General features: G+C 73.3%; 10 protein-coding genes. 7 read left to right on the top strand and 3 right to left on the bottom strand.

The genetic code is table 11. The annotated features are described in order from the left end of the window. The first annotated feature begins 64 nt into the window (after positions 1 to 64). Positions 65 to 523 (top strand): nuclear transport factor 2 family protein, encoded by a 459-nt coding sequence (locus OHS59_RS06300; RefSeq protein WP_328492405.1) that lies wholly within the window; start codon positions 65 to 67, stop codon positions 521 to 523. Positions 524 to 559: 36 nt separating this feature from the next. Beyond that, positions 560 to 1,075, top strand: a complete 516-nt coding sequence (locus tag OHS59_RS06295; protein ID WP_328492404.1) for a flavoprotein — start codon at positions 560 to 562, stop codon at positions 1,073 to 1,075. A 25-nt stretch (positions 1,076 to 1,100) separates the two neighbouring features. On the opposite strand, the gene OHS59_RS06290 is transcribed toward OHS59_RS06295, so the two are convergent. Next, positions 1,101 to 1,964 carry an endo alpha-1,4 polygalactosaminidase gene (locus OHS59_RS06290; RefSeq protein WP_328492403.1) on the bottom strand — a complete coding sequence of 288 codons (864 nt, stop codon included), beginning with the start codon at positions 1,962 to 1,964 and terminating at the stop codon, positions 1,101 to 1,103. Between the two features lie 517 nt (positions 1,965 to 2,481). On the opposite strand from OHS59_RS06290, the gene OHS59_RS06285 reads away from it, so the two are divergent. From OHS59_RS06285 to OHS59_RS06270, 4 genes are all read left to right on the top strand, one after another. Beyond that, a complete protein-coding gene (locus OHS59_RS06285; protein ID WP_328492402.1) occupies positions 2,482 to 3,399 on the top strand; it encodes an alpha/beta hydrolase in 918 nt (305 codons plus the stop codon). A 171-nt stretch (positions 3,400 to 3,570) separates the two neighbouring features. Then, the gene (locus OHS59_RS06280; RefSeq protein WP_328492401.1) at positions 3,571 to 6,432 is read left to right on the top strand and encodes an ATP-binding protein; all 2,862 of its coding nucleotides are present in this window, start codon (positions 3,571 to 3,573) and stop codon (positions 6,430 to 6,432) included. Positions 6,433 to 6,526: 94 nt separating this feature from the next. Beyond that, a complete protein-coding gene (locus OHS59_RS06275; protein ID WP_328492400.1) occupies positions 6,527 to 7,543 on the top strand; it encodes an NAD(P)-dependent oxidoreductase in 1,017 nt (338 codons plus the stop codon). 18 nt (positions 7,544 to 7,561) lie between these two features. Beyond that, a complete protein-coding gene (locus tag OHS59_RS06270; RefSeq protein ID WP_328492399.1) occupies positions 7,562 to 8,224 on the top strand; it encodes an HAD-IA family hydrolase in 663 nt (220 codons plus the stop codon). Between the two features lie 18 nt (positions 8,225 to 8,242). On the opposite strand, the gene OHS59_RS06265 is transcribed toward OHS59_RS06270, so the two are convergent. Next, positions 8,243 to 9,043 (bottom strand): phytanoyl-CoA dioxygenase family protein, encoded by an 801-nt coding sequence (locus OHS59_RS06265; protein ID WP_328492398.1) that lies wholly within the window; start codon positions 9,041 to 9,043, stop codon positions 8,243 to 8,245. Positions 9,044 to 9,107: 64 nt separating this feature from the next. On the opposite strand from OHS59_RS06265, the gene OHS59_RS06260 reads away from it, so the two are divergent. Beyond that, a complete protein-coding gene (locus OHS59_RS06260; RefSeq protein WP_328492397.1) occupies positions 9,108 to 10,076 on the top strand; it encodes a helix-turn-helix domain-containing protein in 969 nt (322 codons plus the stop codon). A 17-nt stretch (positions 10,077 to 10,093) separates the two neighbouring features. On the opposite strand, the gene OHS59_RS06255 is transcribed toward OHS59_RS06260, so the two are convergent. Beyond that, on the bottom strand, positions 10,094 to 11,980 hold the full coding sequence (locus OHS59_RS06255; protein ID WP_328492396.1) for a glycoside hydrolase family 9 protein: 1,887 nt from the start codon (positions 11,978 to 11,980) through the stop codon (positions 10,094 to 10,096). Between the last annotated feature and the right edge of the window lie 186 nt (positions 11,981 to 12,166).

The following is a 12,166-nucleotide window of genomic DNA, read 5'->3' as shown; positions in this document are numbered from 1 at the left end:
GAACGCCCGTTCTCAAGGCCGCTCTCCTGCCCACCCTCCAGCCCCCCTTACGAGAGGACCCCGCATGGCCGACCGACCGCCCCTGCCGCCCTTCACCCGTGAGACCGCCGCCCTGAAGGTCCAGGCGGCCGAGGACGCCTGGAACACCCGCGACCCGCTGAAGGTCTCGCTCGCCTACTCGCAGGACTCGGTCTGGCGCAACCGCGACACCTTCGTCACCGGCCGCGCCGAGATCGTGGAACTGCTCACGGCGAAGTGGCGGCGCGAGGAGGAGTACGCCCTGCGCAAGGACCTCTGGGCCTTCGACGGCAACCGCATCGCCGTCCGCTTCCAGTACGAGTGCCGTGACGCCGACGGCCAGTGGTGGCGCTCGTACGGCAACGAGCTGTGGGAGTTCGACGAACACGGTCTGATGACGCGGCGCGAGGCCAGCATCAACGACGTGCCGATCGAGGAGAAGGAGCGCCGGATCATCGGCCGGCGGCCGGACTCGGAACGCGGGGACTCGTTCCCGGTCGCCTAGAGTCCACGGGTGACCGGAGTCGCCTAGAGTTCACGGGTGACCGGACAGACCCCGAGGCCCTTTCTCTACGTCGTCGTCTGTGCCGCCGGGGTCGCCGACGGTGTCGGCGAGTTGATCTCCCTGGCGCAGGAGCGGGACTGGGAGGTCGGCGTCATCGCGACCCCGGTGGCGACGGGTTTCTTCGACCTCACGGCGGTCGAGGCGCAGACCGGCCGCCCGGTCAGGTCCGCGTGGCGTTCGCCCGGCGATCCGCGTCCGTTCCCGGATCCGGACGCCGTCGCCGTGGCGCCGGCGACCTTCAACACCGTCAACAAGTGGGCGGCCGGCATCTCCGACACGCTGGCCCTCGGCACGCTCTGCGAGGCGTACGGGATGGGCGTGCCGATCTCCGTACTGCCCTGTGTGAGCGAGGCGTTGACCGCCCACCCCGCCTATCAGGACAGCCTGAAACGGCTGCGCGGGATGGGGGTCCGGTTCGGGGAACACGCCTTCGGCGGCCCGGAGCAACGCGGATTCCGCTGGGAGCAGGCGCTGGATCTGCTGGACCGCTGACGGCCACCGGCCCACTGCCCAGTGATCAGCGGGTCTTGCGGACGTAGTCGTCGCTGTCGGGCGTCGACACCATCACGTCCCGGCGCACGATGCTCAGCCGGTCGCCGTAGTCCGCGAGAGCCTTCCTCAGGCCCTTGTCCGTGTACTCCACGACGACGACCCGGTCGTCGAAGGCGTCCGCGTACTCACCGCACTCGTCGTACGCCCCGCACTCCTCGACGACGGCGAAGTCCAGCCCGGCACGGGAGCGTCGGTCGGACAGTTCCACGGTGTTCTTCTGGGCGATGGCCAGCCCCCGGGCGTGCGCGTGCGCCGAGAGCAGCCTGATGAAGGACACGGCGTCGTCCGCGTCCAGCAGTCCGCGGGAGCGGGTGTAGCTGTCGTAGTTGTCCGGCTCCACGGCGTCGAAGCCCTTGTCCGCGCAGCCGTCGATCCACTTGTCGACCCGGGCCGCGATCCGCTCGCGCTTGGCGGGTGTGCCGATGTCGAGCAGCGCCTCGTCCCAGTCGGCGTCGATGACGACCTTGCCCTTCCTGTCCCGCAGCAGCAGGTCCTCGGCCCAGTCGTCCTGTTCGTCGGGCTGGGCCTGGAAGGCGTTGACGTAACAGATGTTGTAGAGACCGCGCGCGGGATCCGCGCCGCGGTCTCGGGCGACGATGCGGACGCCGGACGGCGGCGGGTAGGCGCCGCCGATCTGGTAGTCGAAACCGCCGTGCGGGGGCGGTGGCCGCACGGCCTTGGAGCTCGGCTTCGTGGTGCCGGTGGTGTCCGTGGTGTCGTCGGGGCCCTTGCCGTCCCCGTCCGAGGTGCAGGAGGCCAGGGCCGCGAGGGCGACCAGGGCGGCGGCTGCCCTGAGAAATCCCGTGCGGGGGCCACGCTTGGCGGGCATGTCCGCTCCATCGATCGCGAGTACGACCCCGCCTCGGACTCCGTGACGGTCCTGGCGACTTTGGCCGGACTGAGAACTTGTCCGCTACCGGCTGGGCGCACCTCTCAATGCCGGGCTGTACGCCTCGGCACGTCTGGATCAAAGCGTGCGAAAAGTCGCACGTCAAGTTCGCGCGGGCGGTGCCGGTGGGGTCCGACTCGCGTCGGGGAACGGGCGGGGCGCCGGGCACGCGCGCGGCCGACGCATCCGCCGGGCCGCCGGTCCGGCACCTGCCACGGGCCTCAACCGGCGCGCCCCAGCAGCCTTGCACCTCGTCCCGCTCGCCGCCCCCGGCGGTCCCCAGCCTTCGGCGAGGGCCCCGGCGACGGCCGGTAACCGCTTCCGGTGACGGCTTCGGCGACGGCCCCGGTGAGGCCCCTCCGCCGCAGCCCCGACCACCCGTCACCGACCCCGTGGTCGGCCCCGGGATTCGCCGACTCCGCGACCCCGGCCCAAAGGGACGTTCTAGTGTTGGATCATGATCCGAGACCAGGTCTCCCTAGCTGTCCATGACCACGGCGGCGAGGGCACGCCCCTGTTGCTGCTGCACGGCGCCGGCCGCACCCTGGCGGACTGGGCGGCCGTCGCGCCGCTTCTCGCGCGTCACCACCGGGTGCTGGCCGTGGACCTGCGGGGTCACGGGCTCTCCCCGGACGGGACGTGGAGCGTGCCCGGGGTGCTCGGTGACATCGAGGCGGTTCTGGCCCGGCACGGAATACCGGAAGCGCTGCCCGTCGGCCACTCGCTCGGCGGGATGCTCGCCGTCCGGTACGCCCTCGCCCACCCGGACCGCACGCCCGCCGCGGTGAACCTGGACGGATACGGGTGGGGACGGCCCGACCGGTACGTCGGCCTCGACCCCACCGACGTGGAGGAGTGGCTCAGTCGGATGAGGGAGTTGGCCTCGCAGACGTCCGGCCGGATCCTCCCGCGGGGCGGCCTGGCGGATCTGCTCGCCGAACAGCGCGCGATGTCCGGGCGGTTGGGCATCCCCTATGAATTGCTGGAAGCCGGTGTGCGGCGCTCGCTCCACGAACGGGCCGACGGCCGACTGGAGTTGCGGCCAGGACGGGAGCACGCCCTGGAGATGCAGGCCGAGATCCACTCGCTCGATCTCCTCGGCCTCTTCCGCCGCATGGACCGGCCGCTGCTGCTCGGCCGCGCGCTGCGGCCCGCGCCGCCCGTCCCCGGTATCGACCGGTTCGACGAGCTGATGGCGGCCCGCGCGACGGGGCTGGCCCAGGACCTCGCCGAACTGGCCGAGCGGCACTCCGAGGTGACCGTCGCCGGGATCGACGGCACCCACGCGATGCTGCTGGAGAATCCTCGTGCGGTGGCCGACGTGATCCTGGAATTCGCCGCACGACTTCCCGGCACGCGGCGCCCCTCCCTGTGAGCAGTGGCGCTGTGGGGCCGTGGGACACCCGGTGACGTCGGGTAAGTCTCGTAAGTGATAATCGTGCATATGGTGTGACCGTCGGGCATTTCCTCCGAAGTGGCGTAGGTCACGGACCGAGGCCGGGGGAGCAGTGACCCGGGAAGCGGTGGAATCGGTGGAAGGAGACGGGTGGAGCACGCGGCGGGGACGGACGACGGCGCCTGGATCGTCGGCAGGGGCCGCGAACTGACCCTGCTGACCGGGCTCGTCCGGGGGCTGTCCTCGGGAACCCCGGCCGAACACCCCGGAGTGCTGGTGGTCACCGGTGGCCCGGGCTCGGGCAAGAGCGTCCTCCTGGACGAGACCTGCCGGCTCGCCCGCGAAGCCGGCGTACGGGTGCTGCGCTGTACCGGCTGTGAGGTCGAGTCGGGGCTGCCCTTCGCCGGACTGCACCAGCTGCTGCGCCCCGTCCTGGACCTCGCGCAAGAGCTTCCCGTACGCCAACGGGCAGCCCTGCTGGGCGTGTTCGGCCTGGACGAAGGCACGCAGCCGTACGACGCCCGGAATCCCCTCCTGACCTCCCTCGGCGCGCTCACGCTCCTCTCCGACCTCGCGGCGCGCGGCCCCGTGCTGCTGGTGGTGGACGACGCCCACTGGCTGGACGTGGGCACGCTCGACACCCTGGCCTTCGTGGCCCGGCGGCTGGAGGGCGAGCCCGTCGCGATGCTGGTGGCGGCCCGTGACACGTCCGTACCCGCGCAGTTCGCCCGCGAGTTCCCGCTGCTGGGCGTCGACCCGCTGGACCCCCCGGCGGCCGGACGCCTCCTCGACCTCCAGCCGGAGGCCCCGGCGGGCCGGGCCCGCTCACGCATCCTCGCCGAGGCCGCCGGTGTGCCCCTCGCACTGGTCGAGCTGGCCAGGGCGGTGGCACGCGACCCGCTCGCAGCACGCGACTCGCTGCCCCTCACCGACCGCCTGGAGGCGATCTTCGCCCAGGACCTGCCCGCGCTGCCGCCCGCCACCCGGCAACTGCTCCTCCTGGCAGCCGCCGCGGAGACCGCCGAACTGCCCCTCATCCTCTCGGCCGCGGCGCCCGACACGACCCCCGCCGACTGGCACCCCGCCGAGCAGGCCGGACTGATCCGCATCGACGACGGCCACCTCCGGTTCCGGCACCCGCTGATCCGCTCGGCCGTCTACCAGTCGGCGACCTACGCGCAGCGGCACGCGGCCCACCTGTCCCTCGCCGAGGTCTTCACCGGCGACCCGGACCGCCGCGCCTGGCACCGGGCCGCCGCGGTCGAGGGCGTGGACGAGGAGGCCGCCGAGGGCCTGGAGGCAGGCGCGGGCCGGGCCCGGCGCCGCGGCGGATACGCTGCCGCCGCCACCGCCCTGGAACGCGCGGCCCAGCTCAGCCCCGACCCCGCCCAACGGGCCCGCAGACTGGTCCGCGCCGCCACCATGGCGATGTACGCCGGACACCCCCGCTGGGTCGCCGAGATCACCGCCCGGGTCACCGCGCTCACCGAGGACCCCGCCGTTCTCGCCGAGGCCTCGCTCCGTGCGGGCTGGGCGCTCGCGGTCACCACCCAGTTCGAGGGCTCGCTCGGCTATCTGCTGCCGCTCGCGGAGGCCGTGACCGACCAGAACCCCGTCCTCGCGATGGACGCCCTGGCGACGGCCACGACACCGGCGTACAACTCCGGGGAACCGGCACACCGCGAGAAGATCCTGCGCATCGCCGAGCGCGTCCCCGCATCGGCGGACGACACCGACCGCCTGTGGATCCTGGCGGGCACGGACCCCCTGCGCCACCGGACCCGGGCCCTCACCCTGCTCCACGCCGACCGCGACGGCACCGACCGTGACGGCACCGACCGCGACGCCGCCGACCGGGACGGCCCGTCCTCCGACGAGCAGAGCGACCCGGTAGAGGACCGTCCGCTCTCCCAGCTGATCAGCTGGGGTGCGGCCGCCTGGGTCCTCGACGAGACCGGCGAGGCCGTCCGGCTCCTGAGCGGCGCCATGGAGCACCTGCGCCGTTCGCCGACGGCAGGAGCCAACGCCACCGTGGCCCAGGCACTCGCGCTCGCCCAGTACGAGAGCGGCGCGTGGACGGCGGCCCGCGCCTCCCTCGACGAGGCCTACCGCACGGCGGCCGAGGGAGGCCTGGAGAACGTGGCCGCCGGCTCGCCCGTCCTCGGTGCCACCCTGCTCGCCCTGCGCGGCGACTCGGAGGCGGCGCGCACCGCCGTCCGGCGCGCCGTCCACGGCGTGGACCTGCCCACCTGCCGCAGCCTGCGGGTACGCGCCCTCTACGCGCTGGGCGCGGCGGCGCAGGCCGAGGGCGACCACGCGACGGCGTACGACCGTTTCCGTGCCGTCTTCACCCAGGACGGCGAACCCCTGCACTTCCACGCGTCCGACTACCACCTCGCCGACCTCGCGGCCGTCGCCGTGCGTACCGGGCGCGCCGAGGAGGCGCGGGCGGTCCTCGACGCGGCCGGGCGTCGGCACGCCGAGGGCGAGGTGTCCCCGCGTCTCGCCGCCCTCGTCGACCGGGCACACGCCCTGCTGGCCGAACCGGACGACGCCGAACGGCACTTCCGGCGGTCGCTCGCCCGTCCGACGGGCGACCGGTGGCCCTTCGAGCGCGCCCAGACCCGGCTGGACTACGCGGAATGGCTGCGCCGCCGCCGACGCGCCACCGAGGCACGGCCCCTGCTGTCCGCCGCCCTGGAGGTCTTCGAGAACCTCGGCGCCCGCCCCTGGACGGAACGCACCCTCGCGGAACTGCGGGCGGCGGGCGTCAACGCCACGCCCACCCCCGGCCAGGAGACGGACCTGTCCGAACTCACCCCGCAGCAACTGCAGATCGCCCGGCTCGCCGCGGCGGGCCTGACCAACCGGGAGATCGGCGAACGCCTCTTCCTGTCGCCCCGCACCGTCGGCTTCCACCTCTACCGGATCTTCCCCAAGCTGGGCATCACGGCCCGCGCCCAGCTGCGCGACGTGCTGCCCGACTCGCTGCGGGAGGTTCCCGAGGCCTGAGCGCGGGTAGCGACCGGCCGTACTGCCGCACCGGCGGCGCCGGGCCACCGTGCGTACGGGGGCCGGGAGAACCGTGACGGATGCAAGGAGAGCCGTGAGCACCCCGCACAAGCCGCTCGTGATCCTGCGCCCCGACCCGCACCCCAGGGAGCGCATCCTCCGCCCGGACGCGCTGGCCCGGCTCCACGACCGGTTCACCGTCGTCGAGCCGGACACCGAGGAAGCCCTCGACCAGGTGCTGCCGGACGCCTTCGCCGTCGTCGGCCAGCCCGACCTGCCCGCCGAACGCCTGGCCCGCGCGGGCGAGCTGAGGGCCCTGCTCAACATCGAGGGCAACTTCTTCCCGAACGTCGACTACGAGGAGTGCTTCCGGCGCGGCATCCACGTCCTGGGCTGCGGACCCGCCTACGCCCAGGCCGTCGCCGAGTACGCCCTCGGGCTCGCCCTCGACCTGGCGCGCGGCATCAGCCGCGAGGACCGCGCCTTCCGCGCCGGACGGGAGCGGTACGTGTCCGACGGCACCGCCGACTCCGTACTGCTGCGCGGCGCGGACATCGGCCTGATCGGATTCGGGAACCTCGGTCGCAGCCTCCACCCGCTCCTCGCCCCCTTCCGCCCGACCCTGCGCGTGTACGACCCCTGGCTGCCGCCCGCCGTCCTGCGCGACCAGGGCCTGGTGCCGGCCACCCTCGACGAGACTCTGGCCCGCAGCACGTTCGTCTTCGTGCTCGCCACCGTCACCGACGACAGCCGCCGTCTGCTCGGCGAGCGCGAACTGAAACTGCTGCCCGACGGCGCCCGGCTCATCCTCGTCAGCCGGGCACCCGTCGTGGACTTCCCCGCGCTGCTCGCCCGGGTCGCCGAGGGCCGCCTCCTCGCGGGGATCGACGTCTGGCCCGACGAACCCGTCGCCGCCGGCGACCCGGCCCGCGGCCTGGAGGGGCTGGTGCTCTCCGCCCACCGCGCGGGCGGCATCCCGGACGCCTTCCTGAGCATCGGGGACATGGTCGTCGACGACCTGACCCTGCTGGCCCAGGGACTGCCGCCCGCCCGGATGCAGGCCGCCGCCCGTGAACTCGTCGGCCGCTACCGCAACCGTCCCGTCACCTGAAAGGCCCGGACCCCGTACATGAAGATCCCGGACACGAGGATTCCCTGCGAGGGACTCCTCTTCGACAACGACGGCGTGCTGGTCGACTCCGACCTCGGCGTCGACCAGGCCTGGAGCCGGTGGGCGCGGGCCCGCGGACTGTCCGCCGAGAAGGTCACGGCGATGGTGCACGGAAGGCGCTCCGCCGACACCGTCGCCCTCCTGGTGCCGGACCCGGGGGAGCGGACGGCCGCCCTCGCCGAGATCGACCGCCTGGAGATCGAGGCGGCCGCCACCACGACGGCGCTGCCCGGGGCACTCGACCTCCTGATGAGCCTGCCGCACGGCAGCTGGGCCGTCGTGACCTCCGGAGTCACCGGCCTGGCCCGCGCCCGCCTCGCCGCCGCGGGCCTTCCCCTGCCGCCCGTGCTCGTCACCGCGGACGACGTCACGCACGGCAAACCCGCCCCCGACGGCTACCTCGCGGCGGCCGGCAAGCTCGGCGTGGACCCCGCGCGGACCGTCGTCCTGGAGGACGCCGCCGCGGGCGCCGAGGCGGGGAGTGCGGCCGGTGCGTACGTCATCGGCGTCGGACCGCGCGGCCTGGACACCGACGCCCCGGTCGTCGTACGCGATCTGCGCGGCCTGACCTGGCACGACGGCGTACTCGACCTGGGCGCCGCGGAGTTGCTGCGCTCCTGACCCGGCGGGCCCTGCGGTTCAGTGCGGTCCCGCCGGTGCGAACTCCGTGCCGCACGGGCCCGCACCCTCGCTCTCCGGCAGCGGGACGGGATCACCGCTCATCGTCAGGGTGGGGTAGTGGCGGCCGATGCGTTCCGTGGAACGGCCGACGTAGTGGCCGATGAACGAGCGGCGGAAGCGGTCGGCGCTGCGGTTGGGCGGGGAGCCGTGCACCAGGGTCCCGTTGAAGAAGAGGACGTCTCCCGATTCCATGTCGACCGGGACGGCGGACAGGCCGGGCGGCGGCGGCACGTACTCGCGGGCGAACGACAGGCCCTCGTCGGCCTCCTCGGGGCAGAACACGTCCATGCGGTGGGTGCCCGGGACGACCTCCAGGCCGCCGTTGCCCCGGTCGATCGCGTCGCAGGCGATCCAGGCGGCCACACACGTGCCCGGCTCGGTCCGCAGATAGAAGTTGTCCTGGTGCAGGGCCTGCCCGCGGGCGCCAGGCGGCTTGAAGTAGAACATGCTCTGCGCCGCCAACACCTCTTCGCCCAGCAGGAGTTCGAGCACCGTGCGCAGCCGGGGTTCGAGGAGGAAGCGCCGGGCCAGGTCGTTGATGCGGTGCGGCTGCATGACCCTTGGGTAGACGTGCAGCGGGTCGGCCCCCTCGGCCTCGGTCGCGCGGGGCTGGAAGTGCCCCGGGACCGGCCCGGCCGCGTGCAGCGCGGTGAACTCGGCGCACAGCGCGTCGATCTCCGCGGGGGCGAACAAGCCGCGCGCCACCGTGAAGCCGTCCTCCTCGAAGTGCCGGACGAGGCCCCTGTCCGTGACTGCCATGCGACCACCCCTTCGCTCCCGTGTCCTGTATGCCTCACGCTAGGGACAAGCGCTTTCCGGGAGGATGCCTGTGCGTGCTGACGAGTTGTCCGAGGCTGCTGCGCCCGCCCCGCCGCCGGGCCTGGTGACCGTCGGCCGCTTCGACGAGCGCCCCGGCTACAGCGTCAGCAGGCCGCGCGGCGCCGACAGCTGGCTCTTCACCTGGACCACGGGCGGTGCGGGACGGCTGACCCAGGGAACCACCGGGACCCTGGCGGGCGCGGGCGACCTGGTCGTCCTCGGCCCCGGCACGCCCCACCGCTACGCCGTCGCGCCGGACGCACGGCAGTGGACGTTCTGGTGGGCCCACTGCCAGGCCAGGCCCACCTGGACGGACCGGCTGCGGCCCCACCTGCTCGGTGACCGGCTGTACGCCGTCACACCGGTACCGGCCGGTGTGAGGGACCGGCTGGAGCGGACGTTCCGGCGGATGCTCGCCGACGCTCGATGGACCGGGGAGGGCGCCCCGCCCGCCTCGCAGCCCGACGAGTTCCGAGAGCACGGCGAGTTCCGGGAGCCCGGGGAACCCGGAGGGTCCGGAGACGGCCGGGTCGCCGTGGCCCACGGCGCCGCCGCCCGCGAACTCGCCCTCTGCTCACTGGAGTCGATCGTCCTGCTCACCACCGCGACCGCCACCGCCACCGCACCCGAGGAGGCGGACCGCTCCGGCACGGACGCGCGGATCCGCCGGGCGGAGGCGCGCATCGCCGCCGACCCGGGAGCGCCGCACACGGTGGAGACCCTGGCCGCGGGAGTGTCGCTCTCGCCCTCCCGCTTCGCCCATCTCTTCACCCAGCAGCTCGGACAGTCACCGATGCGGGCGCTGCTCGCCGCCCGGCTGCTGCACGCGGCACGGTTGCTGGAGGCCACCGACCTGCCGGTGGAACGGGTCGCGGCGGCCGCCGGCTTCGCCAGCCCGTTCCACTTCAACCGGGTCTTCCGGCAGCGCTACGGAGCCCCGCCCGGCGCGTACCGCACGGGACTCCGACACTGACGACGCCCCCTGTCCGCCTATCCGCGGTGGCGTTCGGCGCTGAAGGCCGCCAGCCAGGCCAGCGGGGCGTTCCAGTTGATGGTCACCTCGTTGGTGGAGTACGAGCCGATGTCGTCGATGTAGCAGGCCGCGGGCGAGCAGCCGGCCAGGTGCTCCTGCGCCACCGGGTCCTGCAGACCGCTGTTGGGGCCGCCCGCCAGGGAACCGGCCGGCGGGTTCGGCAGCGAGGCGTCGTACTGGTGCGCCCAGAACCGGTGGTGCTGGTTCCGGGAGTACCTGTCGCCGTAGCCGGTCACGTAGGAGAGATCCAGCGTGTTACGGCCCAGCAGGTAGTCCATCGACTCCAACACCCCGGCCCGGTAACGCTGTCGACCGGTCAGCGCATAGGCGGTGGCCACGACGATCGCGTTGTTGGTGACCTGGCTGTTGGAGCCCCACACGTATCCGTTCGCCGGGATGGGCACCGCGTAACCCTGTCCGGCCATCGTGGCGAGGTGCCCGTCGGCCGCGGCCGTCACGGACGCCCTCAGGCGCCTGATGTCGGAGGCGGGCAGCCCGTTCGGCACGGTCGCCAGGGTCAGCCGGCCGAGCGCCGCGGTGTCGGCCCAGTTGAAGCCGGTCGCCGTGAGCGCGTCGGCCGAGGTGTGCCAGGGCGAGGAGGTGACCGCGTCCCGGTAGGCACGCTCACCGGTCGCCGCGTACAGCTCCGTCGCCGCCCAGTAGAAGTCGTCGGTGACCTGGGAGTCGTTGTAGGGGCCGCCGCCCGTGCTGTCCGAATCCGGCGCGTAGAGCGCGGGGTTGGCCTTCGCCGCGGTCCACGCCGTGCGGGCCACGCTCAGACAGCGCTTCGCGTACGCGGGGTCGTACGGCCTGAAGACCCGCGCGCACTGGGCCGCCGTCGCGGCGAGGTTGAGCGTGGCCGCGGTGGACGGACGGTGCAACTCGCGCGGCTGCGGGTCCAGTTCGGGCCGGGTCGGGATACCCGTCCAGGCCGCGTCATGGATCTTGTGGAAGGCCATGCCCGCATAGGGCTTGCCCTCGGGCACCTGCATCCGCATCAGGAAGTCGAGCTCCCAGCGGGCCTCGTCCAGGACGTCCGGTACGCCGTTGCCGCGCTCGGGGATCCGCTGGGTCGAGTCGCCGAGCGCGGACGCGGTTCCCGCCCTCTTGGCCCGCGCGAAGGAGTCCACGAGCAGCCAGACGGAGATCCCGCCGTTGACTACGTACTTGCCGTGGTCGCCCGCGTCGTACCAGCCGCCCCGCACGTCCTGGGTGTAGTCGCACACCCCGGCCTGGCACGGCACGTTCGTGTCGCCCTGGTTGGGGGCGACCCCGAGATGCGCGGCGGGCCGTGCGTACTCGGGGCCGACCAGTGAGGCCTCGATCGGCGTGCCGCTGCGCTGGTGGTAGAAGAAGGCCAGCGAATCGGTGCGCAGGCTGTCGTAGAGGTTCGCGCGGATGTCGAAGGGCGCGCTGCTCCACCCGTCGACCACCAGGACGTATCCCGCGCCCGTCTTGCGGTACGCGGAGAAGTCCGCCACGTGGGTCGCCTCGCCCGAGGCCGCGTCCGGGCCGTGTACTACGGTCCGGCCCGAAGCGGCGACGGAGCCCGACGCGCTGCGCAACTGCCAGGTCAGCGGCTCGGCGGCCGTGGTGACCACCGTGGCGCGCTTGGGGCCGTCCGGCAGATAGCCCGCCTGGTTGACGCGCACGGGTGTGGTCGCCGCGGCGGGATCGGCGACGGACCGCGCCGCGCCCGCGCCGGGCGCGAGGGCCAGCCCGCCCGCCAGGAGGACAGCCGTCAGCAGGGCGGCCGTCGTGCGTCTTCCCGCACTTCCGGCACTTCCGGCTCTTCCGGTACGTCGTCTCGTCGGGCGGCGGTGCACGTGCGGAAACGTGGGCATGGAGCGTCTCCCGGTGCCTGGAAAGGGGTCCGTGGACACCGTCCGGCGTGGACGGCAAAAGGGTGGGAGCGCTCCCAAAACGGAGCATTGCATGGCCATGTCACAGCGTCAATGCTCTCTGCGCGACCTCGCCCGTACGTGTGCCTGTGCGTATGTCTGTACGCGTTTCTGTGTGTGCCCGCGTGT

Source organism: Streptomyces sp. NBC_00414 (assembly GCF_036038375.1).
Lineage (GTDB): Bacteria > Actinomycetota > Actinomycetes > Streptomycetales > Streptomycetaceae > Streptomyces.
Note: the sequence above shows the minus strand (reverse complement) of the source record. Positions and strands in the feature narration are given on the sequence as shown.

Bases quoted from the DNA above. Each gene is read 5' to 3' on its own strand.
- OHS59_RS06300 (WP_328492405.1), top strand. From the start codon at position 65: ATGGCCGACCGACCGCCCCTGCCGCCCTTCACCCGTGAGACCGCCGCC.
- OHS59_RS06290 (WP_328492403.1), bottom strand. From the start codon at position 1,964: ATGCCCGCCAAGCGTGGCCCCCGCACGGGATTTCTCAGGGCAGCCGCC.
- OHS59_RS06285 (WP_328492402.1), top strand. From the start codon at position 2,482: ATGATCCGAGACCAGGTCTCCCTAGCTGTCCATGACCACGGCGGCGAG.
- OHS59_RS06270 (WP_328492399.1), top strand. From the start codon at position 7,562: ATGAAGATCCCGGACACGAGGATTCCCTGCGAGGGACTCCTCTTCGAC.
- OHS59_RS06265 (WP_328492398.1), bottom strand. From the start codon at position 9,043: ATGGCAGTCACGGACAGGGGCCTCGTCCGGCACTTCGAGGAGGACGGC.
- OHS59_RS06260 (WP_328492397.1), top strand. From the start codon at position 9,108: ATGCCTGTGCGTGCTGACGAGTTGTCCGAGGCTGCTGCGCCCGCCCCG.
- OHS59_RS06255 (WP_328492396.1), bottom strand. From the start codon at position 11,980: ATGCCCACGTTTCCGCACGTGCACCGCCGCCCGACGAGACGACGTACC.